Here is a 26,666-nt window from a genome sequence, read left to right as displayed (position 1 = left end):
CTTAAAATTTTATTTTTAAGAGCACAAATTACTGTGTCATTTTACTTAGCATCGGTGCGGTGATCAGCATTAGAACCGCGATAACACCTGTTACAATACCAATTTGTAAGAAGACACTGCTATAAATTTCTAATGAAGCATGAGCACTTTGTACGTCTTCTGGTACTGCCATTAAACTCGCAACTTTACCTGCAATAATTGCAGCGGCTGCCGAAGTTAAGAACCAAGCGCCCATAATAAAGCCCATTAAACGCTGTGGTACAAGTTGAGCAACCATCGCAAGACCTAGGCCAGAAATCATCAGCTCACCAATACTTTGGAAACCATAACTTGCGACCAACCACCATGAAGACACAATACCTGCTTCATTTGCCATGCTAGCACCTAATGGCAGAACTAAGAATGCGGTCGCACTCAAGAACATACCCACAGTGAATTTATATGGCATAGGTAGTTTATCACCCATAAAGTTATATACAGCCGCTAGTAGCGGGCTTGCTAACATGATCCAGAATGGATTAAGTGATTGGAATTGTTCAGGTTCAACGCTGAAACCTAAGATTGAGTGCTCAACGTTATGGATCGCGAAGAAGTTTAAAGAAGTTGGCATTTGATCGTAAAGAACGAAGAATACAACCGCTTCAACCATCAGCAAGAATGCAACAATCATCTTACGGCGAGCCGCACCCTTCATCATGAACGTTTCACGCGCAAAAATCAGGATGATACCTAATGAGATGATTGCTAAAGACCAACTTGCCACTTCATTATTATGTAGCAACCAAGTGGATACAGCGACCAGTGCAACAATACCCACCAGCGTTAATAATAATTTTGAATAGTTAAGCGGTTCAAAGTCAGGTCTAGAACCTTTATCTTTTATCCAACCACGACAAACAACAAAGTTTGCTAGTGTGATCAGCATACCCACAACACTCAGTGCAAATGCAACATCCCAACCATAATTAGCCGCCAACCACGGTGTCGCTAACATGGAGAAGAAAGAACCCACATTGATAGACATGTAGTACATGGTAAATGCACCGTCTAATTGCGGATCGTCTTTCTCATAACAGGTTGCTAATAATGAAGATGGGTTAGCTTTAAATAAACCATTACCTACTGCAATCGTTGCAAGTCCCCAATAAATCACGTCTTTATCGTGATCAGAGAATGCCACCATTGCATAACCAATTGCCAGTACGATTGCACCAAGAATAATAACCCTTTTAGTACCAAGGACTTTATCCCCAAGCCATCCACCGATAGCAACAAAACCATAGACCAACGCGGTAAATGCAGCAAAAACAGTGATAGCTTCCGCTTCACCCATGCCCAGCATTTTAACCAAGTAAACGGCCATGATCCCTTGAAGACCGTAATAGCCGAAACGTTCCCATAACTCGATTGAGAAGATAAGATAAAACGCGCGAGGCTGTTTAAATGCATTCAGGCTCGGTTTTTGTCCATCGTCAGGTGTGTTTGCAGTTGACACTAAAAACCTCTAATTATTCTATTACGCCTTTATATTTAGGCTAATTTTTTACAAAAATTTCGTTATTTAAGACAGAGTTAAAGCTCGGTGAATTTCATACTGGATTGTTATTCTTTGAAAAGAGTTCAACGCAGAGAAAAACAAGGTTGGCATTCTATCACTGGAAAGCATAATTATCTAAGAATTATAACTAAGTATTGCGTTTTATCATAGTTACAGGCATTTGTACAAAATAGTTATGCGATTAAAAAAACATCAAACAAAATAACTCACTGATAATCAATAATTTATTTTTCACTTAATTATCTCTATATAAACAATTAAGCTACGCTACTGTTTACCTATATTTTGCTAAATTAGTTCTTATTGAATAACAACGGTAAAATAATGCCAGTAGCAATTTGTTTTAACTGATTAAAATAACGCCAACAAAACACATTCCTTGACTTAATTTCCATATTTCCTCCATTTTTAACTGTGAAGAAACAGGTAGAATGTCACCATTCCAGATTTTCATTTCAGTATTTCTGATTAGCTAGTTGCCAGTGGGATCACAAAAGTAATGAATAAAAACAAAAATGCTAAAAAAAGAGTTTCTCTCATTATCGCTTTAATCGTCGTAATCGCAGGTGGTTACGCCTATTGGCAATTTAATGCAGCAAAAACAGCGTCGCCCGAAAATAAAGGGACTCAAGCAACAAACACCCAGAGTCGAGGTACATCTGGATCTCGTCGTCCTCCTTTGCCGCCTGTTCAAGTTGCAACATCAACACAAGAAGATGTCCCTCAATTTTTATCTGCTTTAGGTACAGTAAAAGCCACTAACAGCGTGACCGTCACTAGCCGTGTTGAAGGTCAATTAATGGCGCTACATTTCACCGAAGGCCAACAAGTTCAAAAAGGCGATCTCTTAGCTGAAATTGACTCGCGCCCTTTTGAAGTACAATTAGCCCAAGCCAAAGGACAGCTAGCAAAAGATCAAGCCACATTAGCAAATGCACGCCTTGATTTAGTGCGTTATCAGAAATTAGCGAAAACTAACTTAGTCTCACAACAAGAGTTAGATAACCAGCAAGCTTTAGTAAAACAATCTGAAGCCAGTATTCGTATTGATGAAGCCACTATCAGCAATGCACAACTGCAATTAACCTACAGCAAAATCACGGCACCTATTTCAGGCCGAGTGGGTTTAAAGCAAGTTGATGTAGGAAACTATATTTCTGGCGGTTCATCCACGCCTATCGTTGTTATCAATCAAATGGACCCTGTTGATGTGCTTTTTACTTTGCCAGAACAAGATTTAGCGAATGTTATTCAAGCACGTAAAAACAATGCAGATTTGCCTGTTACGGCGTTAGATAGAAATAATCAATTTGAATTAGCACAAGGCACACTATTTAGTGTTGATAATCAAATTGATGCAGCGACAGGCACCATAAAGTTAAAAGCCCGTTTCCCTCAACAAGAAAATACACTATTCCCTAATCAATTCGTGAATGTACGCCTTTACGTCACCACGTTAGAAAAGGCAGTGGTTATTCCTAATGCAGCATTGCAAATGGGGAATGAAGGTCACTTTGTCTGGGTTGTTGATAGCGAAGATAAAGTGAGCAAATTACGTGTTGAAGTTGCATTACAAAATGCAGAAAAAGTGGTTATCGCTTCGGGTTTATCAGCAAATCAACGTGTTGTAACCGATGGTGTGGATAGATTAACACAAGGTGCAAAAGTCGATATCGTGACACCAACAGCACCAAAAAATAAAGAAAATGACCGTGTTGTCGCGGAGAAAGCGTAATGACAGAAAAAACACACGGTACAGGTGGCGGTCCTTCTCGCTTATTTATTCTGCGCCCTGTTGCAACAACTTTATTTATGGTTGCCATACTGTTAGCGGGTATTGTTGGCTATCGCATGTTGCCAGTGTCTGCCTTGCCAGAAGTCGATTACCCAACAATTCAAGTTGTTACACTCTACCCTGGTGCAAGCCCTGATGTAATGACATCCGCGGTTACCGCGCCATTAGAGCGTCAATTTGGGCAGATGTCTGGATTAAAACAGATGTCGTCACAAAGCTCTGGTGGTGCATCAGTGATCACACTGATGTTTCAACTCACATTACCATTAGATGTTGCAGAGCAAGAGGTACAAGCTGCGATAAATGCAGCGACTAATCTGCTACCATCCGATTTACCTTATCCTCCGATTTACAGCAAAGTCAATCCGGCTGATCCGCCTATTTTAACCTTGGCGGTTACTAGCTCAACATTACCAATGACACAGTTGCAAGATATGGTTGAAACCCGTATTTCGCAAAAAATCTCACAAGTTAATGGCGTGGGTTTGGTGGCACTAGCGGGTGGTCAGCGCCCCGCTGTTAGAGTCAAACTCAATGCACAAGCCGCAGCATCTTACGGTTTAGATAGCGAAAAAATTCGTGTAGCAATCAATAATGCGAACGTTAACTCAGCGAAAGGGAGCCTTGATGGGCCAACTCGCTCTGTGACGTTATCTGCTAATGATCAGATGAAATCATTAGAAGATTACCGCCAATTAATCGTTACCTATAAAAATGACGCACCAATCCGTTTATCTGATATTGCCACTATTGAACAAGCACCTGAAAACAATCAATTAGGGGCATGGGCGAATAATGAGCAAGCGATTATTATTAATGTTCAACGACAACCTGGTGTTAACGTTATTGATACCACTGATAATATTCGTAATTTATTGCCTGATTTAGTCTCTAATTTACCAAAATCCGTTAATGTTGAGATCTTAACAGACAGAACGACAACGATCCGCGCTTCAGTTAAAGATGTGCAGTTTGAACTTGGTTTAGCTATCGCCCTTGTGGTAATGGTCATTTATCTCTTTTTACGTAATGGCGTCGCAACCTTAATCCCAAGTATTGCCGTACCGCTTTCATTAGTAGGTACGTTTGCGGTGATGTATTTTTGTGGATTCTCTGTCAACAACCTCACTTTAATGGCATTAACCATTGCCACAGGCTTTGTTGTCGATGATGCCATTGTTGTGATTGAAAATATTTCCCGTTATCTCGAACGTGGTGATAAACCGTTAACAGCCGCTTTAAAAGGAGCTGGCGAGATTGGCTTTACCATTATTTCACTCACTTTCTCTCTGATTGCCGTACTGATCCCCCTATTATTTATGGGAGATATTGTTGGTCGTCTATTTAGAGAGTTTGCAATCACCCTTGCTGTTGCCATTCTAATCTCTGCGGTGGTTTCGCTCACATTAACGCCAATGATGTGTGCTCGATTGCTAAAGCCTGAAAATGAAATCAAACACAACCGTTTTGAAATGGCGTGCGAGCGTTTTTTTGAAAAAATGATTGCAGTGTATGCAGTTTGGCTCAAACGTGTTTTAAACCATCAATGGATAACGCTTGGCGTAGCACTTAGCACATTAGTACTAACCGTATTTCTATATATGTTTATTCCTAAAGGCTTCTTCCCATTACAAGATAACGGGCTATTGCAAGGCACCATTGAAACCTCACAATCTATTTCTTACCAAGCAATGGTAGAAAAACAGCAACAGGTCGTTGATAAATTAATTGATGATCCTGCTATTGATAATATTGCTAGTTTCGTGGGTATTGATGGAAGCAACGCAACCTTAAACATCGGTCGTTTACAAATTACGTTGAAGCCTCTTGATCAGCGTGAAGATCGGATAGATGTGATTATTCCTCGTTTACAAGAGCGTATTGCTTCTATTTCAGGAATGACTCTCTATCTACAACCAACTCAAGATTTAACGATTGATACGCAAGTTTCTCGTACTCAGTATCAATTTACGCTACAAGCAACATCATTAGATGAATTGGCCTCTTGGGTACCAAAACTCTCTCAAGCATTAAAAGATAGCCCTGAATTGACTGATATTAGCAGTGATTGGCAAGATAACGGCATGATGGCGTATATCAAAGTGGATAGAGACTCAGCAAGCCGTTTAGGTATTTCAATGAGTGATATTGATAATGCACTTTATAATGCGTTTGGTCAGCGTTTAATTTCCACTATCTACACTCAAGCAAATCAGTATCGCGTGGTATTAGAACAAAATATTCGCAACGGAGATGGATTACAGGCACTTTCAGCCGTGCATTTAACGGGTAAAGATGGTGCGATGGTACCTTTATTATCTATTGCATCCGTAGAGCAACGCTTGGCACCGCTCTCTATTAATCATCAAGAACAATTTCCTTCAGCAACATTCTCATTTAATGTCGCCGAACAATCCTCTCTTGAAGAAGCGGTGAATGCAGTGAAATTGGCTGAAGAGCAGATTTCTATGCCAAAAGATATTACCACCCAATTCCAAGGGGCGACACTGGCATTTGAAAGCGCGCTTTCGAGTACTTTGTGGCTGATTATCGCGGCAATTGTAGCAATGTATATTGTATTAGGCGTGCTATATGAGAGTTTTATTCACCCTATTACTATTTTATCTACACTGCCAACAGCGGGTGTTGGGGCATTACTTGCTTTAATTGCAGCAGGCAATGAGCTTGATATTATTGCGATTATTGGGATCATCTTGCTTATCGGGATCGTAAAGAAAAATGCGATCATGATGATAGACTTTGCCCTTGCCGCTGAACGAGAACAAGGTTTAACGCCTTACGAAGCTATTTATCAAGCGTGTTTATTACGTTTCCGCCCAATCTTAATGACCACAATGGCGGCGCTTTTAGGTGCTTTACCTTTAATGTTGAGTACAGGTGTAGGGGCAGAATTACGTCAACCATTAGGGGTTTGTATGGTTGGAGGCTTAATTATGAGCCAGATCTTAACCCTATTTACGACACCGGTAATTTATCTGTTATTTGATAAATTATCGCTCTATATCAACCGCAATAAACACGTTGAAAATAATAACGGGGCTGTATCATGAAGTTCTTCGCCCTCTTTATTCAACGACCTGTAGCAACCACGTTGCTCAGTTTAGCAATTTCACTTTGCGGTGTATTGGGCTTTATGTTACTTCCTGTGGCGCCTTTGCCACAGGTGGATTACCCCGTTATTAATATCAATGCCTCATTGCCTGGGGCATCTCCTGAAACGATGGCATCCTCTGTTGCTACGCCGCTTGAGCGCTCTTTAGGGCGTATTGCGGGGATTGATGAGATGACATCAAGCAGTTCGCTAGGGAGTACCAATATCACACTGGTTTTCGATTTAAATAAAGATATCAATACGGCGGCACGAGATGTACAGGCGGCATTAAATGCATCACAAAGCTTGCTACCTTCAGGGATGCCAAGCCGCCCACGTTATTATAAATCGAATCCTTCTGATGCACCGATTATGATTTTAACGCTCACCTCTGACACACAAAACACGGGTGAGCTTTACGATTTAGCATCAACACGATTGGCACAAAAAATCTCACAAATTGAAGGTGTCAGTGAAGTTTCTGTCGGTGGCGGTTCACTACCTGCGGTTCGTGTCGCCCTTAATCCTGATGCATTGTTCAATCAAAACGTAAGCCTAGATGATGTCAGAAAAGCCATAAACCAAGCTAATGTGCGACGACCTCAAGGCTTTGTGAATAATGATGATAATCGTTGGCAAATTCAAACCAATGATGAACTAAGCAAAGCCGCTGAATATCGCCCAATTATTGTGCATTACAATCAAGATGCGGTTGTGCGTCTAAGTGATGTGGCACAAGTGACTGATTCCGTACAAAACGCACGCGCTGCGGGTATGAGTGGCGGTGAGCCTGCTATCTTGTTGGTTATTCGCCGTGAAGCAGGTGCAAATATTATTGAAACCGTTAATCGTATTCGTGATGAACTTCCTGAATTGCGTGAGCTTATTCCTGCCAGTGTTGATTTAAAAGTTGCACAAGATAGAACACCGACTATTCGCGCATCCCTAGCTGAAGTTGAACGTGCGTTAGCCATTGCGGTGGCGTTAGTCATTTTAGTGGTGTTCTTATTTTTACGCTCAGGTCGCGCCACTCTGATCCCTGCTGTTGCTGTACCCGTTTCATTAATTGGTACTTTTTCAGCGATGTATCTCTGTGGCTTTAGCTTAAACAACCTTTCATTAATGGCATTAACGGTTGCTACAGGTTTTGTGGTTGATGATGCGATTGTCGTACTTGAAAACATCTCTCGTCATATTGAAAATGGTTTAAAGCCTAAACAAGCCGCACTAAAAGGTGTCGGTGAAGTGGGTTTTACCGTACTTTCGATGAGCATTTCTCTTGTTGCCGTTTTTATTCCATTACTGTTAATGGATGGTCTTGTTAGGCGATTATTTAAAGAATTTGCCATTACATTAACGACAGCAATCGCTATCTCTTTGTTTGTTTCGTTAACGCTAACCCCCATGATGTGCGCACATTTATTAAAAGGAATGAAACCGAAAGCACAGTCGCATTTACGAGGTTTTGGTAAGTTACTTTTCCGCGCCCAACAAGGTTACAGCGTCACATTACAAGCTGCATTGCGCCATAAACGCTGGATTATGACGATTTTTCTCGCAACCTTGGGCTTAAATGTTTATTTATATATTAGCGCGCCCAAAACCTTTTTCCCCGATCAAGATACAGGTCGATTAATGGGATTTGTGCGAGCGGATCAGAGTATTTCATTCCAGTCGATGAAAGAAAAAATGGCTCGCTTTATGCAAGAAATTAATGCGGATAAAGACGTGGATAGCGTGACTGGTTTTACTGGTGGCGGTCGCATTAACAGTGGGTTTATGTTTATCTCCCTCAATCCGTTGTCAGAAAGAACTGACAGTGCGAATCAAGTTATTAATCGTTTACGCACAAAATTAGCGAATGAACCCGGAGCTAACCTCTTTTTAATGCCCGTACAGGATGTAAGAGCGGGTGGGCGTCAAGCCAATGCCAGTTATCAATTTACATTATTAGCCGATGATTTAAGCGAGTTGCGTAAATGGGAGCCTATTGTACGTAAAGCCTTAGGCGAATTACCTGAGCTTGTGGATGTTAACTCAGATAAAGAAGACAAAGGCGCTGAAATGGCTCTGACTTATGATCGCGATACGATGTCGCAATTAGGTATTAATGTCAGTGATGTGAATAATCTACTTAACAATGCCTTTGGTCAACGCCAGATCTCCACCATTTATGCGCCATTAAATCAGTATAAAGTGGTGATGGAAGTGTCTGAACAATATACCCAAGATGTCTCTGCATTAGATAAAATGTATGTGGTCAATTCACAAGGTGAACGTATTCCATTATCCGCATTCGCCAGTTGGTATCCTGCTAACGCACCATTAAGTGTGAATCACCAAGGATTATCCGCAGCATCAACTATTGCTTTTAATATACCTGAAGGCTATACGTTAGCTGATGCCATTAATTCTATTGAACGCACAATGACTGAATTGGGTGTACCCAATACGGTAAGAGGCACATTTGCGGGCACTGCACAGGTTTTCCAAGAAACCATAAAGTCACAGCTTATTCTTATCTTGGCAGCAATAGTCACGGTGTATTTAGTGTTAGGTGTGCTGTATGAAAGCTATATTCATCCGCTAACCATTTTATCTACCCTTCCTTCTGCGGGCGTAGGTGCGTTATTGGCGTTACAGCTTTTCGATACCCCCTTTAGCCTAATTGCACTTATCGGCATTATGTTGCTTATTGGTATTGTGAAGAAAAACGCCATTATCATGGTAGATTTTGCAATTACCGCACAGCGTGAAGGTAAATTGTCTGCCAAAGAGGCGATTATTCAAGCCAGCTTATTGCGTTTTCGTCCTATTATTATGACGACACTTGCGGCGTTATTTGGTGCTTTGCCGTTAATGTTAGGCAGTGGTGATGGTGCAGAATTAAGACAACCTTTGGGTATTACCATCGTCGGTGGCTTATTAATGAGCCAGCTATTAACGCTCTATACCACCCCTGTTATTTATCTATTTTTTGATGGATTGCGTGAACGTTGGCAACAACGACGTATCAGCAAAAAAGAGGCAAATGCATGAAATTGAGAAGCAAGCTGTTTCTGGTGATTTTCGCAACGTGCATGGTGGTTGTCTTTGCTATGCATATTGGTATTCGTAGTAGCTTTCAACAAGGCTTTATTGGCTATATCAAGAAAAACAGTGAACAGCGAGCAACTCATATTGCAGAAGCCTTAACTGAACAATATGAATTAGCTGGTGATTGGCATTTTTTATACAAAGATGAACATTCTGTCTATCAAATATTAAGAACCATTGATCAGATAAGCCAAAGTGGTGATGGCCCTCCGCCTCGCGGTTGGCGTACACAGTTTTGGATTGTAGATAAAGACATGAAGCGCTTATTTGGACATGACAATCAATTTCCCGCAGAGACATTTAAAAAGCCTATTACCTTTCACGATGAAATTGTTGGATGGGTGATTGTCAGTGCCGCAGATAAAATCAGTAGTGAAGCCGATATCAGTTTTGATAAGCAACAACTGCGTACCAGTTGGATTATTGCAGGTGCAACTGTTCTGTTTGCACTGCTAATCACATTGGTTCTTTCTCGCAGCATGATACGCCCTGTTAAGCGTTTGGTTGAAGCAACCCATAAACTGGCTGCTGGCGATTTCTCTGTTCGGGTTCATCCTACTAGTAAAGATGAAATCAGCCAACTCGCCACTGATTTTAACCAACTTGCCAGTACATTAGAAAAAAATGAGCAAATTCGCCGTGATTATATGGCCGACATCTCTCATGAATTGCGAACACCACTGGCTATCTTAAAAGGTGAGCTTGAAGCATTACAAGATGGTGTGAGAAAACCTACAGCCGAAACCTTAAATTCTCTGTTATTTGAAGTGACGAATCTGACTAAACTCGTCAATGATCTCCACCAGCTTTCATTATCAGATAGAGGCTCTTTAACCTATCGCAAAGACTTTGTTGATATTAATGAAGTAATTTTATTAGCGGTAGCCTCTTATCGTCACACTTACCAAACCAAAGATATTGCCCTATTCACCGAGTTAGATGATTTATCGTCGCTGATTGTCCAAGCCGATCCAGATAGGCTTATCCAGCTTTTTCACAATCTGCTAGAAAATAGCGTGCGTTATACCTATTCTGGAGGTCAATTACATATCAGTACCAAGAAAGGCCATAATAGTGTGCTAATTTCATTAGAAGATAGCGCACCAGGGCTTGATGAATCGCAATATAAAGCGGTTTTTCAGCGTTTTTATCGTGCTGAAAGTTCACGAAATCGAGCAAGTGGTGGGTCTGGATTAGGGCTTGCGATTTGCGAAAATATTATTGAAGCTCATAATGGTAAGATAAGTTCCATGCCTTCCTCTTTAGGTGGCATGAAAATCCTTATAGAATTACCTGCATATTCTGATGATAATTAAGCCTTATCATTTTGCGCTAATAATTATTGAGCTGATAAATGACAACGACTGAATCACCCTATTCAATCCTAATTGTTGAAGATGAACCCAAACTTGCACAATTGCTCATTGATTATCTGCAAGCATCAGGTTATCAAACACATTGGTTAGCCGATGGCGCGGAAGTCAGCCATTGTGTAAAACAGCAGCACTATGATTTAGTTTTGTTAGATCTTATGTTACCTGTAAAAGATGGCATCACAATTTGTAAAGAGTTGCGCCAATTCTCCGACATTCCCATTATTATGGTCACTGCCAAAACAGAAGAAGTCGACAGATTATTAGGTCTTGAAATTGGTGCTGATGATTATATTTGCAAACCATATAGCCCAAGAGAAGTGGTCGCCAGAGTCAAAACGTTATTGCGTCGTTTTTATCGTCCTCAAGATATTGTTCAGAGCGATAAGTTAGTTGTGATTGATGAACAGGCTTATCAAATCCAATACAATAATAAAATTCTCGATTTAACCACCGCTGAATTTCGCCTATTAAAGGCCTTAGCCACACAACCAGGCAAGATATTAACGCGAGATCAGCTTATGGATCATCTTTATGATGATTACCGCATTGTGACGGATAGAACCATTGATAGTCATATTAAAAACTTACGACGTAAACTTGAGCAACTTAACGATCAAATTGAATTTATTCGCTCAATTTATGGTCAAGGTTATCGTTGGGAAACCCAAGCTTACCGTTTTCGATGATATTTTTTCAGGAATACATTGAACCTCGCTACACTTAAGCGCTAGAATCCACCCCTTTATGATATACCCCTACCCAATGTGTGGGGGGACTGACTTGAAATCAGAACCAGGAAATTAACCATGTTTACACCCGAATTGCTCTCTCCTGCTGGCTCATTAAAAAATATGCGCTATGCATTTGCTTATGGCGCAGACGCCGTTTATGCAGGTCAGCCACGTTATAGCTTACGTGTGCGTAATAATGAGTTTAACCACGAAAACCTTGCTAAAGGTATTCAAGAAGCCCACGAATTAGGTAAGCGCTTCTATGTTGTGGTTAATATCGCACCTCATAATGCTAAATTAAAAACCTTTATCCGTGACTTAAAACCCGTCATTGATATGGGCCCTGATGCGCTGATTATGTCTGATCCGGGTTTGATCATGATGGTACGAGAAGCCTTCCCTGAAATGGATATCCACCTTTCAGTGCAAGCCAATGCCGTTAACTGGGCAACCGTAAAATTTTGGCGTCAAATGGGATTAACTCGCGTGATCCTTTCTCGTGAACTCTCTATTGATGAAATTGCTGAAATTCGTAAGCAAGTTCCTGATATGGAATTAGAAGTTTTCGTTCACGGTGCATTATGTATGGCTTACTCAGGCCGTTGCCTGTTATCTGGTTACATCAATAAGCGTGACCCGAACCAAGGTACATGTACTAATGCTTGCCGTTGGGAATATAAAGTCGAAGAAGGCAAAGAAGACGAGGTTGGTAATATCGTTGAAAAATACACACCAATCCCAGTTAAAAACGTTGAGCCTACTTTAGGTGTTGGCGCGCCAACAGACAAAGTTTACTTAATCGAAGAAGCAAAACGCCCTGGTGAATATATGACTGCGTTCGAAGATGAACACGGTACTTATATCATGAACTCTAAAGACTTACGCGCGATTGAACACGTTGAGCAATTAACTCAAATGGGTGTACATTCGCTGAAAATTGAAGGTCGTACTAAATCCTTCTATTACTGTGCCCGTACTGCACAAATGTATCGTCGTGCAATTGATGATGCTGTTGCAGGTAAACCTTTTGATCCAACGTTGCTAACTACATTAGAAGGCTTAGCACACCGCGGTTATACAGAAGGTTTTTTACGTCGTCATACCCATGATGCGTACCAAACTTATGAATATGGTTATTCTGTCTCTGACACTCAACAATTTGTCGGTGAATTTACAGGTAAACGCGTAAACGGTTTAGCTGAAGTTGATGTTAAAAATAAATTTGTTTTAGGTGATAGCCTAGAATTAATGACACCAACGGGAAATATTCAATTTACGTTAGAAGCGCTGTTTAACAAAAAACAGCAGCCAACGGATGTTGCACCAGGTAATGGTCACATGGTTTATTTATCTGTTCCTGAAGATGTTGATTTAGATTTTGCACTGCTGATCCGCAACCTACAAGGTACAACAACACGTCAACCGCATAAAATTGATGCGGTAGAAGTGAAGTAAAGCGTCATAATCTGATTTAAAGTGGTCAATTTCAAATACAGATCACATCAATAATGATTTGTTTACCGTATCATCAGTTCCGAAAAATAAAGAACTAGAATGAATACAGTAAGACTAGGAACCACCTCCTTGGCAAATCCAATCTCCCTTGGATTTGCCTTTTCTTTTTGTTCCCTTCTTATCAATCCCCCTTTTGTATAAAACCACACTCCTTTTTTCGTTATCATTTGTAAAAAACATAGTAATTTTCTCGATATCCATTACCTTTAAAAGAGTGATTCAATTAAAGGAACTCATCAATGAGTAAAATTAGTTTGCTAATCATTAATGGAAAAAGCGCGAATAATAGCGCATTGAGAAAAGCCGTTTGCCAATTACGTGATGAAGGTTTTGATCTCCAAGTGAGAGTGACTTGGGAATCGAGTGATGTGCAACGTTTTGTACAAGAAGCTATTGATATAAATGCTGAAACTGTTATTGCAGCTGGTGGTGACGGTACAATTAATCGTGTTGCATCTGAATTAATTCATCTTTCACCTTCATCTCCTCCCACTCTAGGTATTATTCCATTAGGCACAGCAAATGATTTTGCGACCAGCGCACAAATCCCTCGTGATATGGAAAATGCACTTAATTTAGCCGTTAAAGGTCGCGCTGTACCAATTGATGTTATCGCTGTGAATAAGACTCACTATTTTATCAATATGGCATCAGGCGGCTTTGGAACAAAAATCACAACAGAAACCCCTGAAGCCTTAAAATCAGCATTAGGTGGGGCCGCCTATTTTATTAATGGCCTTTTAAGTATTGACTCTTTAAAAGCGGATCATTGCACAATTGAAGCTGAAAATTTTCACTGGGAAGGTGAATCACTGATTTTAGGTATTGGTAATGGTCGTCAAGCAGGAGGAGGACAACAACTCTGCCCCGAAGCATTAATTAACGACAATAAACTCAATATCACCATTGTTGAAGCACACGAATTACTCCCTTCTCTTTTGAATAGCCTGTTTGATCGTAAAAAAAACGACAAGATTATCGAGCGCGACAGTCGCTGGGTAAACATTAGTGCTTCTCATGAAATGGTATTTAATTTAGATGGAGAACCACTTTTAGGGAATAAATTTGAATTTATTGTGTTACCTGAAGCGATCCACTGCCGGTTACCGCCTCAATGTGACTTGTTATCTTAGTGTAGATAAATGACAATCACTCTCATCTCATCATGAACTGGAGTATGTAATGACTGATATAGTAAGTTTGTTAGGTGCTGATGCAAAATCATTATTAGAACATCGTTGCCAAACCATCCCAAGCGAAAATCTCTACCTGCCAGGTTCTGACTTTGTTGATCGTGTTATGATTGATAACAATCGCCCTAATAGCGTGTTACGTTCAATGCAAACCCTGTTTAATCACGGACGTTTAGCGGGAACGGGCTATCTGTCTATTCTACCTGTTGACCAAGGTGTTGAGCACTCTGCCGCGGCCTCTTTTGCCGCAAACCCACTCTATTTTGATCCAAAAAATATTGTTGAGTTGGCTATTGAAGCGGGTTGTAACTGTGTTGCCTCTACTTATGGTGTTCTTGCTTCTGTTTCTCGTCGTTATGCACACAAAATTCCTTTCCTTGTGAAGTTAAACCACAATGAAACCTTAAGCTACCCAGCGCAATATGACCAAACACTGTATGCCAGTGTAGAACAAGCCTTTGAAATGGGTGCTGTTGCAGTGGGTGCGACCATTTACTTTGGTTCACAAGAAAGCCGTCGCCAAATTGAAGAGATTTCAATGGCCTTTGAACGTGCTCATGAATTAGGTATGGTCACCGTATTGTGGGCCTATTTACGTAACCCTGCATTTAAAAAAGACGGTGTTGATTACCATGCAAGTGCAGACTTAACAGGTCAAGCGAACCATTTAGCCGCTACAATTGGTGCGGATATCGTTAAACAAAAAATGGCTGAAAATAACGGTGGCTTTAAAGCGATTGGTTTTGGTCATACTGATGAGCGTGTTTACACCAAACTCACCACTGAAAACCCAATTGATTTAGTTCGTTATCAATTAGCAAACTGCTATATGGGTCGTGCAGGGTTAATTAACTCTGGTGGCGCTTCAGGTAATAATGACCTTGAAGATGCTGTACGCACTGCGGTTATCAATAAACGTGCGGGTGGTATGGGTTTAATTTTAGGTCGTAAAGCCTTCAAAAAATCAATGAAAGATGGCGTTGCGCTAATTAATGCAGTACAAGATGTTTATCTAAACAAATCTGTCACTATTGCTTAAAAAAACAATTCTGCGACACGCTAAAGCCCCTTTTATAGGGGCTTTTTTACATCACCACCAGCGATGAAAATGGTGTACAGGACCAAAACCTTGTCCAACCTCTAAACTGTCGGCATGTTCTAATGCTTGTTGTAAATAGGCTTTTGCTTGTTCAACACAAATTTGCCAGTTAGAAACTTGAGGACGAATAGCGGCCAAAGCGGCTGAAAGTGTACATCCTGTCCCATGCGTATTTTTTGTATTAACGCGTTTTGAGGTAAATCGCCACTCACCTTCTTGAGTAAACAACCAATCAGGGCTTTCATTTTCGGTTAAATGCCCGCCTTTCATCAACACCGCTTGGCATCCCTGTTTTAGCAATGCATAGCCTTGTTGCTTCATCATTATTTCATCTTGAGCAACTTCACAACCTAGCAGTGCTGCCGCTTCAGGTAAATTAGGCGTGATCAAATCAACCAGAGGCAAAAGCTGAGTAACCATTTTATTAACCGCATCAGGCTGTAATAGAGGATCACCACTTTTTGCAATCATCACGGTATCAAGTACAACAAAAGGGATCGCATATTGCTGAAGTTTGTCGCAAACCACATCAATAATTGAGGCATTAGAGAGCATGCCAATTTTGGCACTATCAATTCGAACATCAGACAAGACAGCATCTAATTGAGCTGCAACAAAATCAGGGGATAAATCATAGACACTACGGACACCACAGGTATTTTGGGCAACCAGTGCCGTCATTACGGTTGTGCCATATACACCCAGTGCGGAAAATGTTTTCAGATCGGCCTGAATACCTGCACCACCACTAGGGTCGGTGCCTGCGATAGACAATGCATTGAATCTCACTGATTAACTCCTCCTTTCACCAGTTACAGAAAAGTCGGGCTCTGTTAATCAGCAGAGTTACCTTGACTTCCCTACGCTGGCATTATCCAGATCAGGTTATACGGGTTCATCTCAGCCATAAGGCGCCCCGAGCCAAAGCCTGTAAATTCAGGCGATAAGGAGTATCGCATGCTCAAGATAAAGAAGCTAGTTTGATAGCTCATCTCAATCTATAGATTCTCTATTGTTGAGATTTGTGATTCAGTAAGATAAATCAGCTAAGGTTGTATATAATAAATACTAAGCCGATGGCTTCTATTGCATGACACATCAATTTAAGGAATATATTTCAGCTATATTTAAATAATAAGAATAAAATAAATTATTTTGTTCGTTTTAACGACAATCGATATATTATCTGCTAGATGAGGTATTTATAATGCATTTCTGGACAATCACACAATGCGGAGGGGCTAAATGAAAAATGAACCATCGCAACAGAATAATGGACAATCAATGCCTTATCTTATTCCTGATGCAGATTTTAATGAAAAGTTGAAACTACCAGCTAAAAATATTGAACATACACTTCAGTTTCTCACTCAAGGTGTAAAAGATGTTGATTTGGAAGGTTTTGACATTCCAATAGGATACCGTTTAGTTAAATCATTACGTAAAGATCAGTACAGGCTTGTCACTACAGACAAAGAAAGTGAAACAGCCTATCTTGTTGAGCTTAGATTCCGACAAGACATAGTTTATGGAAAAACAACATGCACTCAAATAAAAGTGTGGCGTTCCCGTATACCTAAACATCGTAATGCTATAAGAGAATTACCTCGTACTTTTTTCTGTAATCTTTTAAAAGTTCATAATATCGTTGTTACTGATGAAGAACAAACCTCTGATGGTAAAGGTTTTTGGATTGATATGATTTTATGGGCTTTTAGTAAAGGTCATTATATTTATGCCTCAGATGGAACAGAAGAAGATAGACCATTACACTTAATTAACAGTATTGAAGATTTCTACAATAAGTGGGACGCTTTCTGCTGGGGTAAGGATCGTGATACTCATACTCACCGACTCCTTGTTATTAGCCAAGAAAAATTATCTCAATAAATGCTTTCTTCACGTTGAGAGAGTGTAAGCAACAATTCTTTAATTTGCACTCTTTCAACATAGGATTGTCTGTATAAAAAACAGACAACACTCCTGTTGTTAGCGCTTAAACCTAAACGTTTTATAAACCAACCTCTGTTTTTTTCTTTTTTTTATTTAACTCTTCTTATTCGTTACTCTATTATCCGCTGGAAATTAATCTCTTTTTATAACCTAATGTTATTGATATTAAATTTATCTCAATATTTTCATTAAGTCATAAAAATAGCTATTTTATGGAATTTTGCTGTTGAAAATGACCAACCTAAAATTATTTCTCTTTAACCTTATTTATCAGCTATTTATTAGCAATCTAATAAAAACTTAATTTTTCATTAAAAACAATACATTATTATAAAGATAAACAGCATTTAATATCAGACAAAATTACATCCATAAATATAATAAATCTATTTATTTTCTTTATAACCGATTCTTATCCCTTAAGATTTTATTTAAGAAGTAAAGTTTCAGATACCTCTTATCTTAAATACTTGTCGATTAAATAACACTATTAATAATGTTTATTTGTCATCACCAGAATCACTGTTTATGCCGTACTCGGAGTTATATTATGTCATCATCCTATTTTCACCCTAGCGTATTAGCCACAACGCTGTTGTCTCTTGCATTAACAACGTCTGCTTTCGCTTCTGAAAATAATTCCAATACCCATCAGATTATTACGACAGAAAACCAACAAATCACCAGTAATCCATCTCAATCTAATAATGAAGAAAGCTACTGGGGAAAATTCAAACGTAATGTCAATCAAACTTGGGACAATGACCAATATAACTACTATTTGCCTGTATGGACTTGGCATAATCGTTTTACTTACGATAAAGAAAAAACGGATCGCTATAACGAAACACCTTGGGGCTTTGGTATGGGGAAATATCGTTATGACAACGATGGTGATTGGCACTCTCTTTATGCGATGGCATTTATGGACTCAAATAACCGTGTACAGCCTATTATGGGTTATGGTTTTGAGAAAATGTGGTATCCCGGTGATAAAGACGGGTTTCGTATGGGCGCAGGTTTTACACTAAGTATTACAGCGCGCCATGAATACAACTATATTCCTATGCCACTCCCGTTACCGTTAGTTTCTGTCGGTTACGGACATCTTTCATTACAAGCCACTTATGTGCCTGGTACTTATAACAATGGTAACGTGTTATTTGCTTGGTTACGTTGGCAGTAATTTTTTATTTTTTCCGTTCAGAATAATTGCAAATGATAAAAATAGAACATAAAAAACGCATCTTAATGATGCGTTTTTTATTATCCAAATAAGTCAGTAGTATTTAAATATCTTGGCTTGCTTGGGCGCTATTAGGTATTTTTTTCATGCGGGAAATCTTAAATCCAACCCATAAGAACGCAATCCAGAATGGCATTAAAATCACCGAAATATTCACTTGTGGCATAAATAAGATAATCACTAAAATCATGCATAAGAAAGCAAGGCAGATATAGTTACCATATGGATACCAAAGTGCTTTAAAGAAAGGCTCTACACCCTCTTTTGTTTTTGCCGCTCTGAATTTTAAATTCGCTAAACAGATCATGATCCAATTAAGTACTAACGTGGTTACAACCAACGCCATTAATAGTTCTAGTGCCTGATCAGGTAATAAATAGTTAACTAAGATACCTAATGAAGTCGCAATTGCTGACAATAGTAACGACACTACCGGTACACCACGTTTATTAATGCGAGAAAGCGCATGTGGCGCATTACCTTGTTTTGCCAAACCATAAAGCATACGACTATTAGAATAAACACCACTGTTATAAACAGACAGTGCAGCAGTTAATACCACGGCATTTAAAATATTCGCGATTAAGAAATTATCCAAGTTATGGAAAATCAGAACAAATGGGCTTTCACCTTTCACAACTTGAGTCCAAGGATAAAGTGAAAGTAACACTAACAATGAACCGATATAGAAAATTAAAATACGATAAACAACTTGGTTAGTCGCTTTTGGGATGCTCACTTTTGGGTTTTCAGCTTCAGCCGCAGTGATCCCCACCAGCTCAAGTCCACCAAAAGAGAACATCACAATGGCTAATGCAGACATGAACCCCGTAAAACCATGAGGGAAAAAGCCTAGCTCCCATAAATTGCTAACCGAAGCTTGAGGGCCACCATTACCACTTGCCAGTAAGTAGCTCCCAAATAAAATCATACCAACAATCGCTAATACTTTAATAATGGCAAACCAGAACTCTGTTTCACCATACATCTTAACGTTGATCAAATTGATTAAGTTGATTGCCACAAAGAAGATAGCAACGGAAACCCAAACAGGAATATCAGGTAACCAATAGTTAATGTATTTACCTGCTGCTGTTAATTCTGCCATACCGACAAGAATAAACATCACCCAATAGTTCCAGCCAGATAAGAAGCCAGCAAATGGGCTCCAATATTTATTAGCAAAGTGACTAAATGAACCCGCAACTGGCTCTTCGGCAACCATTTCGCCTAATTGGCGCATGATCATAAACGCAATAAAACCACCAATAGCATATCCTAATATTACTGATGGGCCTGTCATATTAATAGTTTGCGCTATACCAAGAAACAGACCAGCGCCGACAGCACCACCCAGCGCAATTAGCTGGATATGTCGATTTTTCAGACCGCGCTTAAGTTCTGTCTGTTGCGACTCTCTCGCCATACATCCTCTTCTCTTTATTATTTTATCAACTTAACGTGTAAACTAATATTTACGATTTTGTTTATTTCAAGCCACCATTAAAACACTATTCTGACTTGAATAACAAATACATTTTATGCTAGGCGAAAAATAATAAGAAAAGCTATCTTTTAGTGATGCTTAGAGGGGAATAATGTGGTAAAGCGACAAAGACCTTGTTGGAAATCCTCTCCTCGATCGCAAAAATTATCTAAAGCCACAAGATAGAGGCCAAAGGTAATGACTAATGCAATAATTAAGCTAATAATTATTTTCTTTGCGTTCAATTTAAAATCCTTTAAATACATTTTGTTAGTATGACTTATCACATTATAAGCATTCGCTTAAATACGATAACAAGACAGGGAGTTGTTGTTATAAAATTCGCAATCAATTATCTCTATGAGTAAATTTAGCATAACTTTCATTATGAAAGGTAAACGCTTCCTCGACAGACTTCAGATAATTTGCATTATTTCGCTCTAAACTGTATGTAAAATGACCTTATATTATTTAAGTACACATTTTGCCAACGATTAGAGATAGCTATCCATTAATATGGATTTCTCTGTCTGCTATTTTTTGTATAAGATTAGGGAGTTAATTTTGATTTTTACCTTAACTTCATTGATAGAATGGAACTGTAATGCCACAAGATAATCATCTCGCATTGGTTTGCGCCCTAAGTAAATGGATTGAGGAGCATTTAGGCCGTGTTATCCATCTTGAAGAGTTGGCGGCTTATTCTGGGTATTCTCTTTGGCACATGCAGAAAATCTTTAAAGAAGTCACGGGCACCTCTTTAGGAAAGTATATCCGTCAGCGTAGATTAGCTGGTGCTATTCACTTATTACGTACCAGTGAGCGCTCTATCTTCGATATCGCCCTTGATTTCGGCTTTGGTTCACAATCTCACTTTACTTATATGTTCCGTAAAGAGTATGGCATCACGCCTTTCGACTTTCGGCAAAATCAAGAGATCGTTTTAGAAACCAAACAGCCTTTACATTTACAATCACCTTGTTGTGATTAACCCTTCCATTTATGTGGCATTATACAGATAGCCTTTAATGTCACATAAATAATACTCAAGCTATGTGATGATAGACCGCTTCGCCCTTCCTTTATCATAATTGCTTTTATTTAATATGGGGATGCTAATGAGTATTAAGCTTATCGCGATTGATTTAGATGGAACCTTGCTTAACAAACAACACGAAATTACGCCAGAAGTAAAACAAGCAGTTCAGCGAGCAAAAGAGGCGGGAGTTAAGATTGTATTAGCTTCAGGACGCTCCTTCAATGGCATCTATCCCTATTTAAAAATACTCGGTCTTGATACCTCTGATTGTTACTGCATCAGCAATAATGGTAGCCAAATCCATCAAGCAGATAATGGTGAAGTGATTATTCAAGATCTGCTCAATTTTGAAGATTATCTCTATTTTGAAAACCTTGCTCGTGAGATTGGCGTCCATTTTCACGTTATCAGCGATAATAAGATTTATACTACCAACAGTCATATTAGCCATTTCACCTGCCAAGAAGCCTTTTTATCTTGGACTCCGCTTTATTATCGTCCACTGAATGAAATGCAAACTGATATGTATTTTAGTAAGTTTATGATTGTTGATGCACCTGCCGTTTTGGATAATGCTATTCAATATCTTCCTACTAATATTTATGAACAATACAGCATATTACGTAGTGCCCCTTATTTTATTGAAGTATTAAATACCAATGTCAATAAAGGGAGTGCGGTTAAAAAAGTTGCTGAACATTTGAAAATCACACCAGAAAAAATCATGTGTATTGGTGATCAAGGTAATGATTTGGCAATGCTAAAATATGCGGGTTTAGGTGTTGCGATGGGAAATGCGCCTGAAGAAGTGAAGAAAGTCGCTAAATTCGTCACACTTTCTAATGAAGAGCACGGTGTTGCAGTAGCTATCGATAAATTTATTTAAACACGATCTTTTTTGTGTTTTATCGCGAATGTCTACAAAATTATATAGCAATTGTGATCCTCAGCAGAGGATCACACTGCTTTTCGACCAAAAACATAGCCTTTTATTATTCTATAATTACTGTTAAATGAGCGTTAAATCTGCCTTTCTTCTTACATATCCTTCAGAATTTGTTACTATCAATTCACTTTTCGTTATTCAAACTGCATTTTCACAACATATTAAGCTGTTAATTAGGCTAGATATAGAATAACAAATATAAATCATTAATATATTTTCTTCACAGACAGGTAGTTTTAGTTATGCTTTCTACAAAAGACATGCTCGTTCTTGGGATGATGGTTTTCGCACTCTTCCTTGGCGCTGGCAATATTATTTTCCCTCCTATGGCGGGTTTCCAATCAGGAAGCCTCTGGTTTAGTACATCTTTAGGTTTCCTGGTTACAGGTGTCTTACTCCCTTTTCTTACCTTGGTTATCGTCGCAATTCGTGGACGTGGAGAGCGCCTTTCTGTTGATTTGCCTTCATGGGTGGCTGTGATTTTCTGGGTAGCACTGTATCTTATCGTAGGTTCTACTTTTGCGATGCCTCGTGTCACCAATACTGCTTATGAAATGGGTTTCTTACCTTTAGGGCTTATTGAGAAAAATACGGCAACACACCTTACTTTCGCACTTGTTTTCAATATCACAAGTATGTTTTTCATGCTCAAACAAGGCACAATGATAAGCGCTATTGGTAAGTTTATGACACCAGCACTGTTAATTCTGCTGGTGGTTGTGGGTATTGCTGTTGTGGCTAAACCGATTTCCCCAATTGGTGAACCAACAGGCCTTTATGCGGTAAATGGCTTCTTCTCTGGTTTTATTGATGGTTACCAAACCATGGATGTCCTCTCTGCTATGGCATTTGGTGGTATCGTTGCTCGTGCTTTATATACCAAAGGCATTACTGAACCACGCCAGATCGGTTTTATTACCATAAAAGCAGGCATGATTTCAGTCTTACTATTAGCAGCACTTTATCTGTGCCTTTTCTACTTAGGTGCAACAAGCCACTCTGTTTCTGTTTTTGCTGATCCAGCACTCAATGCTACTAACGGTGGCCAGATTTTCTCACGTTATGTTGATGCGTTATTTGGCTCTGTGGGTACTTGGTTGATGGGAGGTATTGTTTTATTAGCCAGTATGACAACACTTGTCGGTGTAACAAGTGCTGCGGCAGACTACTTTGCGACATTCCATCACCGTTTAGGCTATCGCTTTTGGGTTGTGGTATTTACATTAATGACCACCGTCGTATCAACGTTTGGTCTTGATACACTATTACGAGTGACTATTCCTGCATTATTAATGATTTATCCAACATCAGTCACATTGGTATTACTGCAATTTATTCGTAATAAATTAAAAGCGCCTCGCTTTACCTATCGCTTTACAATTGCAATCATTGTTTTGATGAGCCTTTTCGATACCTTGAAACAATTGAAATGGTTAAATGCTGATTTACTGCAATTATTTAGCTATATCCCACTGTCTGATTATGGCTTAGGTTGGGTATTACCAGGTGCGATTGCATTTGTGATCTCGCTGGTTGTTAGCTTAAATTTTAAAGAAGAAAATCTTCCAATAGAAAATACAGCGAAATAACCAGCATATATCACCTAATTTGTAATGCTGATTATAAGTTGATAAAAAAAAGCGTCTTCCAAATTTTATATTGGAGACGCTTTTTGCTTTTCTATTACCTGCATTTTTACTATCTATTCAGTACAGCTTATCACAGGAAACTTTAAGTTCGGTATTTCTCAATCAATGCCTTTAAAATCGCCTCTGATTGAGCATCAGGAATACCATCTGCTTTGCTCGACCTAAAATGCATTTGAAAAGCCTTCACTACTTTTTGTGCATTATTATCTAACACACCATTCGTTGGTGTTTGATAACCATATTGCTGTAATAACTTTTGGAAGTTCGCGACATCAACAGGCTCTGAAGGATCTCTACCTGCTAAATAAGTTTTCACTAATTGCTTATCAGGCCAAGCACCTATACCTTGACTGGCTAATCTTTCCCAAGGAAATAAAGGACCCGGATCAACTTTTCTGAGAGGTGCAATATCACTGTGACCCAAAACGTTTTGAGGTTCGATATCATAACGGTCAATAATATCTTTCATTACCGCTGAAATCGTCACGATTTGATCCGCTGTATAAGAATACCAATACCTAAACTTGCCATTATCACGGTAACCCAGATTGACTATCTCGATCCCAATAGAGCAATTATTTAAGCTAGTTGCGTCTCCCCACTGACTAATGCCCGCATGCCATGCAATTTGCCTTTCATCCACTAATGAAGTAATCACTGGCTTTCCATCAATAGATGAAGGATGTGTAGAGATCAAATAGTGACTACTGACTCGCCCCCCAGTAAGAACCTTAAGCGAGCGTTCATCATCTAGCGCGGTATAGTGCATCACCAGATATTTTACGCAGTCATTTGCTTCCTGCTTATTAGGAATAACTTTAACTATATATTCACCTCTATCAATAAATACTGGTTGTTTGGCACAACTGGTTAGGAGGCTTATTGCAATAAGTAATCCTATATAATACCGACTAGACCTCATTTCTGATCCTTGATTGATTATTCCCAAAGTTAAATTGTAATAAAAAAACCCATATTAAAGAATATGGGTTCTGCGTTTTGACTCTTTTTTATTAGTGCTTTAGTTATTGCTCACTTTTTCACATCGAACTAAAGGTTCATCAGGAACAATATTCTCGTCCCAAATTCCTTCCTCAATGTCATCTTGTAACTCTGGATATTGGCGAATATCAAATGTCGGCAGTAAACCTGCTTGTCGTTGCTGGTTATAATCTTTAACTAATTTTAAGGCGACACCAGAAAGCAAGATAATTGCAATTAAATTAGTCATTGCCATTAATCCCATTGAGAGATCGGCCATTTTCCAAACAAGAGGCATATCCGCTAAAGCGCCAAACATCACCATAGCTAAAACCGCTGAACGTAAAAGAAATAGCCCTGTTGTGTGATTACGTCCAAGGAAAATCATATTACTCTCAGCATAAGCATAATTGGCAATAATGGAGGTAAAAGCAAAGAAGAAAATTGCAATTGCAATAAAAGTACTTCCCCAACCACCCACACTAGATGACAAGGCTAATTGTGTTAATTGAATACCGTTAATACCTTCAGGATAACTGTCTAGTACACCTGATGATAAAATGATCACCGCAGTGGCACTACAAATAACCAAGGTATCCATGAAAACACCTAGCATTTGAATATAGCCTTGAGATGCGGGATGCGGTGGATAAGGTGTTGCTGAAGCAGCCGCATTCGGTGCAGAACCCATACCAGCTTCATTAGAAAAGAGACCGCGTTGAATACCTTGTGTCATCGCTTGGCTAATACCGTAAGCAATGGTACCAGCAGCCGCTTCTTGTAATCCAAAAGCACTTTTAAAAATTAAAATGAAAACTTCGGGTAAGCGTTCAATATGATCTGCAACAACCCAAAATGCTAATAATAAATAAGCTGTTGCCATGACAGGAACAACTAATTCAGCAACACGAGCAATCCAACGCAGGCCACCAAAAATAATAAATCCGCTGGTGAGTACTAAAAAGATCCCCACATAGAGTGGATCAAAATTAAAGGCAGAAGCTGTAGCTTGAGCAATCGAATTCGCTTGAACAGCATTAAAAACTAAGCCAAAAGCGATAATTAAGAAAATGGCGAAGAGAACCCCCATCCAGCGCATTTTCAGTCCTTTTGTCATATAATAAGCAGGACCACCACGGTAGTTACCATCATCATCTTTTGTTTTATAAAGTTGTGCGAGTGTACTTTCTATTAATGATGTCGCCATACCAATTAAAGCGACTACCCACATCCAAAAAATAGCGCCAGGGCCGCCCGCAGTTAAAGCAATCGCGACTCCCGTCAAGTTTCCAGTACCTACACGCGCAGCTAGACTGGTGCATAATGCCTGAAAGGAAGAAATCCCTGATTTATCTGACTTATGGCTATTTTTTAAAATAGAGAACATATGACTAAAATGTCGGATTTGTATAAATCCAGTACGGATAGTAAAGTAAATACCTACTCCAAGAAGTAAGTAGATAAGAACATATCCCCATAAAATGTTATTCGCAAAGTTTATTAGCCCTGTCAAATCAATCCCCTTATGTAATAACGTATATAACCTATCCTTACATCGCTATTGAAATAAAAAAGTAAGCAGATATCGTGTAATTGAGTCAATTACTGATCCGAATCCGTCTTAAAGTAATATCAAAAATTACTGTGTGAAAAGCGAACTAAATGTAACACAATATTGCGTGATATGTATATTTTTTGTTTATTTTTTTACATGTTATTATTTTAATTTAATTATATCGTTAACTAAAATGAACAATATTGAAAAGATAAAAAACCATACATATCATTAGGATAAATAATTATTTCTTTATTTTATTAACTCAGAAAAGTAAAGTAAATACTTTAGTCATTAAGTTAATCAGTCATTTTAGAAAAAAGAACAAACAGATTA

The 26,666-nt window shown here is 39.1% G+C and carries 19 protein-coding genes and 1 riboswitch; of the genes, 13 read left to right on the top strand and 6 right to left on the bottom strand.

What is annotated here, in order from left to right:
* Nucleotides 1-28 precede the first annotated feature (28 nt).
* Nucleotides 29-1,495 carry a dipeptide/tripeptide permease DtpA gene (gene dtpA, locus JEP36_RS17085; protein WP_109374225.1) on the bottom strand — a complete coding sequence of 489 codons (1,467 nt, stop codon included), beginning with the start codon at nt 1,493-1,495 and terminating at the stop codon, nt 29-31.
* Between the two features lie 562 nt (nt 1,496-2,057).
* On the opposite strand from dtpA, the gene JEP36_RS17080 reads away from it, so the two are divergent.
* From JEP36_RS17080 to fbaB, 8 genes are all read left to right on the top strand, one after another.
* Nucleotides 2,058-3,293, top strand: coding sequence for an MdtA/MuxA family multidrug efflux RND transporter periplasmic adaptor subunit (locus JEP36_RS17080; protein ID WP_198630533.1), 1,236 nt, complete (start codon nt 2,058-2,060; stop codon nt 3,291-3,293).
* Nucleotides 3,293-6,424 carry an MdtB/MuxB family multidrug efflux RND transporter permease subunit gene (locus tag JEP36_RS17075; RefSeq protein ID WP_198630532.1) on the top strand — a complete coding sequence of 1,044 codons (3,132 nt, stop codon included), beginning with the start codon at nt 3,293-3,295 and terminating at the stop codon, nt 6,422-6,424. The genes JEP36_RS17080 and JEP36_RS17075 overlap by 1 nt, the downstream gene beginning before the upstream one ends.
* On the top strand, nt 6,421-9,504 hold the full coding sequence (gene mdtC / locus JEP36_RS17070) for a multidrug efflux RND transporter permease subunit MdtC (RefSeq protein ID WP_198630531.1): 3,084 nt from the start codon (nt 6,421-6,423) through the stop codon (nt 9,502-9,504). Before JEP36_RS17075 ends, mdtC begins: the two co-directional genes overlap by 4 nt.
* Nucleotides 9,501-10,877, top strand: coding sequence for a two-component system sensor histidine kinase BaeS (gene baeS, locus JEP36_RS17065; protein WP_198625730.1), 1,377 nt, complete (start codon nt 9,501-9,503; stop codon nt 10,875-10,877). The genes mdtC and baeS overlap by 4 nt, the downstream gene beginning before the upstream one ends.
* Before the next feature lie 38 nt (nt 10,878-10,915).
* Complete coding sequence (gene baeR / locus JEP36_RS17060; RefSeq protein WP_198621022.1) at nt 10,916-11,623, top strand: two-component system response regulator BaeR; 708 nt, start codon at nt 10,916-10,918, stop codon at nt 11,621-11,623.
* A 120-nt stretch (nt 11,624-11,743) separates the two neighbouring features.
* Entirely contained in the window at nt 11,744-13,123 is a 1,380-nt protein-coding gene (gene trhP / locus JEP36_RS17055) for a prephenate-dependent tRNA uridine(34) hydroxylase TrhP (protein WP_109374219.1), read from the top strand.
* Between the two features lie 299 nt (nt 13,124-13,422).
* Complete coding sequence (gene yegS / locus JEP36_RS17050) at nt 13,423-14,316, top strand: lipid kinase YegS (RefSeq protein ID WP_198630530.1); 894 nt, start codon at nt 13,423-13,425, stop codon at nt 14,314-14,316.
* A 49-nt stretch (nt 14,317-14,365) separates the two neighbouring features.
* Nucleotides 14,366-15,415, top strand: coding sequence for a class I fructose-bisphosphate aldolase (gene fbaB / locus JEP36_RS17045; RefSeq protein WP_006533078.1), 1,050 nt, complete (start codon nt 14,366-14,368; stop codon nt 15,413-15,415).
* 51 nt (nt 15,416-15,466) lie between these two features.
* Here the strand turns inward: fbaB and thiD are convergent, their stop codons facing one another.
* Nucleotides 15,467-16,264 (bottom strand): bifunctional hydroxymethylpyrimidine kinase/phosphomethylpyrimidine kinase, encoded by a 798-nt coding sequence (gene thiD, locus JEP36_RS17040; protein ID WP_198630529.1) that lies wholly within the window; start codon nt 16,262-16,264, stop codon nt 15,467-15,469.
* A 51-nt stretch (nt 16,265-16,315) separates the two neighbouring features.
* A riboswitch (TPP riboswitch) is annotated at nt 16,316-16,404 on the bottom strand.
* A 316-nt stretch (nt 16,405-16,720) separates the two neighbouring features.
* Here thiD and JEP36_RS17035 point away from each other — a divergent pair.
* Together JEP36_RS17035 and pagP are read left to right on the top strand one after the other, a co-directional pair.
* Nucleotides 16,721-17,365 (top strand): hypothetical protein, encoded by a 645-nt coding sequence (locus JEP36_RS17035; protein ID WP_196573928.1) that lies wholly within the window; start codon nt 16,721-16,723, stop codon nt 17,363-17,365.
* Nucleotides 17,366-17,978: 613 nt separating this feature from the next.
* Nucleotides 17,979-18,614 (top strand): lipid IV(A) palmitoyltransferase PagP, encoded by a 636-nt coding sequence (gene pagP / locus JEP36_RS17030; protein WP_160230446.1) that lies wholly within the window; start codon nt 17,979-17,981, stop codon nt 18,612-18,614.
* A 103-nt stretch (nt 18,615-18,717) separates the two neighbouring features.
* Here pagP and JEP36_RS17025 read toward each other — a convergent pair whose 3' ends face one another.
* Together JEP36_RS17025 and mgrB are read right to left on the bottom strand one after the other, a co-directional pair.
* Nucleotides 18,718-20,100 carry an amino acid permease gene (locus tag JEP36_RS17025; protein ID WP_198621018.1) on the bottom strand — a complete coding sequence of 461 codons (1,383 nt, stop codon included), beginning with the start codon at nt 20,098-20,100 and terminating at the stop codon, nt 18,718-18,720.
* Nucleotides 20,101-20,249: 149 nt separating this feature from the next.
* Nucleotides 20,250-20,426, bottom strand: a complete 177-nt coding sequence (gene mgrB, locus JEP36_RS17830) for a PhoP/PhoQ regulator MgrB (RefSeq protein WP_229096604.1) — start codon at nt 20,424-20,426, stop codon at nt 20,250-20,252.
* Nucleotides 20,427-20,764: 338 nt separating this feature from the next.
* On the opposite strand from mgrB, the gene JEP36_RS17015 reads away from it, so the two are divergent.
* The 3 genes from JEP36_RS17015 to brnQ all read left to right on the top strand — a co-directional run bounded on the left by JEP36_RS17015 (nt 20,765) and on the right by brnQ (nt 23,734).
* Nucleotides 20,765-21,151 (top strand): helix-turn-helix domain-containing protein, encoded by a 387-nt coding sequence (locus tag JEP36_RS17015; protein WP_006533085.1) that lies wholly within the window; start codon nt 20,765-20,767, stop codon nt 21,149-21,151.
* Between the two features lie 127 nt (nt 21,152-21,278).
* Entirely contained in the window at nt 21,279-22,085 is an 807-nt protein-coding gene (gene yidA / locus JEP36_RS17010; protein WP_198621017.1) for a sugar-phosphatase, read from the top strand.
* A gap of 302 nt (nt 22,086-22,387) precedes the next feature.
* Nucleotides 22,388-23,734 (top strand): branched-chain amino acid transport system II carrier protein, encoded by a 1,347-nt coding sequence (brnQ, locus tag JEP36_RS17005; protein ID WP_198621016.1) that lies wholly within the window; start codon nt 22,388-22,390, stop codon nt 23,732-23,734.
* 142 nt (nt 23,735-23,876) lie between these two features.
* Here brnQ and JEP36_RS17000 read toward each other — a convergent pair whose 3' ends face one another.
* Nucleotides 23,877-24,716 carry an N-acetylmuramoyl-L-alanine amidase gene (locus tag JEP36_RS17000; RefSeq protein WP_198625733.1) on the bottom strand — a complete coding sequence of 280 codons (840 nt, stop codon included), beginning with the start codon at nt 24,714-24,716 and terminating at the stop codon, nt 23,877-23,879.
* Between the two features lie 99 nt (nt 24,717-24,815).
* The gene (locus JEP36_RS16995) at nt 24,816-26,288 is read right to left on the bottom strand and encodes an alanine/glycine:cation symporter family protein (RefSeq protein ID WP_198630528.1); all 1,473 of its coding nucleotides are present in this window, start codon (nt 26,286-26,288) and stop codon (nt 24,816-24,818) included.
* Between the last annotated feature and the right edge of the window lie 378 nt (nt 26,289-26,666).

Origin of the sequence: Proteus sp. PR00208 (genome assembly GCF_016238545.1) — a bacterium.
Taxonomy (GTDB): Bacteria; Pseudomonadota; Gammaproteobacteria; order Enterobacterales; family Enterobacteriaceae; genus Proteus.
The sequence above is the reverse complement of the archived record's forward strand: the minus strand, read 5'-3'. Positions and strand labels throughout refer to the sequence as shown.

Coding starts and splice junctions, on each gene's coding strand:
- JEP36_RS17080 (WP_198630533.1), top strand. CDS start 2,058: ATGAATAAAAACAAAAATGCTAAAAAAAGAGTTTCTCTCATTATCGCT.
- JEP36_RS17075 (WP_198630532.1), top strand. CDS start 3,293: ATGACAGAAAAAACACACGGTACAGGTGGCGGTCCTTCTCGCTTATTT.
- mdtC (WP_198630531.1), top strand. CDS start 6,421: ATGAAGTTCTTCGCCCTCTTTATTCAACGACCTGTAGCAACCACGTTG.
- baeS (WP_198625730.1), top strand. CDS start 9,501: ATGAAATTGAGAAGCAAGCTGTTTCTGGTGATTTTCGCAACGTGCATG.
- baeR (WP_198621022.1), top strand. CDS start 10,916: ATGACAACGACTGAATCACCCTATTCAATCCTAATTGTTGAAGATGAA.
- trhP (WP_109374219.1), top strand. CDS start 11,744: ATGTTTACACCCGAATTGCTCTCTCCTGCTGGCTCATTAAAAAATATG.
- yegS (WP_198630530.1), top strand. CDS start 13,423: ATGAGTAAAATTAGTTTGCTAATCATTAATGGAAAAAGCGCGAATAAT.
- fbaB (WP_006533078.1), top strand. CDS start 14,366: ATGACTGATATAGTAAGTTTGTTAGGTGCTGATGCAAAATCATTATTA.
- JEP36_RS17035 (WP_196573928.1), top strand. CDS start 16,721: ATGAAAAATGAACCATCGCAACAGAATAATGGACAATCAATGCCTTAT.
- pagP (WP_160230446.1), top strand. CDS start 17,979: ATGTCATCATCCTATTTTCACCCTAGCGTATTAGCCACAACGCTGTTG.
- JEP36_RS17025 (WP_198621018.1), bottom strand. CDS start 20,100: ATGGCGAGAGAGTCGCAACAGACAGAACTTAAGCGCGGTCTGAAAAAT.
- mgrB (WP_229096604.1), bottom strand. CDS start 20,426: ATGTATTTAAAGGATTTTAAATTGAACGCAAAGAAAATAATTATTAGC.
- JEP36_RS17015 (WP_006533085.1), top strand. CDS start 20,765: ATGCCACAAGATAATCATCTCGCATTGGTTTGCGCCCTAAGTAAATGG.
- yidA (WP_198621017.1), top strand. CDS start 21,279: ATGAGTATTAAGCTTATCGCGATTGATTTAGATGGAACCTTGCTTAAC.
- brnQ (WP_198621016.1), top strand. CDS start 22,388: ATGCTTTCTACAAAAGACATGCTCGTTCTTGGGATGATGGTTTTCGCA.
- JEP36_RS17000 (WP_198625733.1), bottom strand. CDS start 24,716: ATGAGGTCTAGTCGGTATTATATAGGATTACTTATTGCAATAAGCCTC.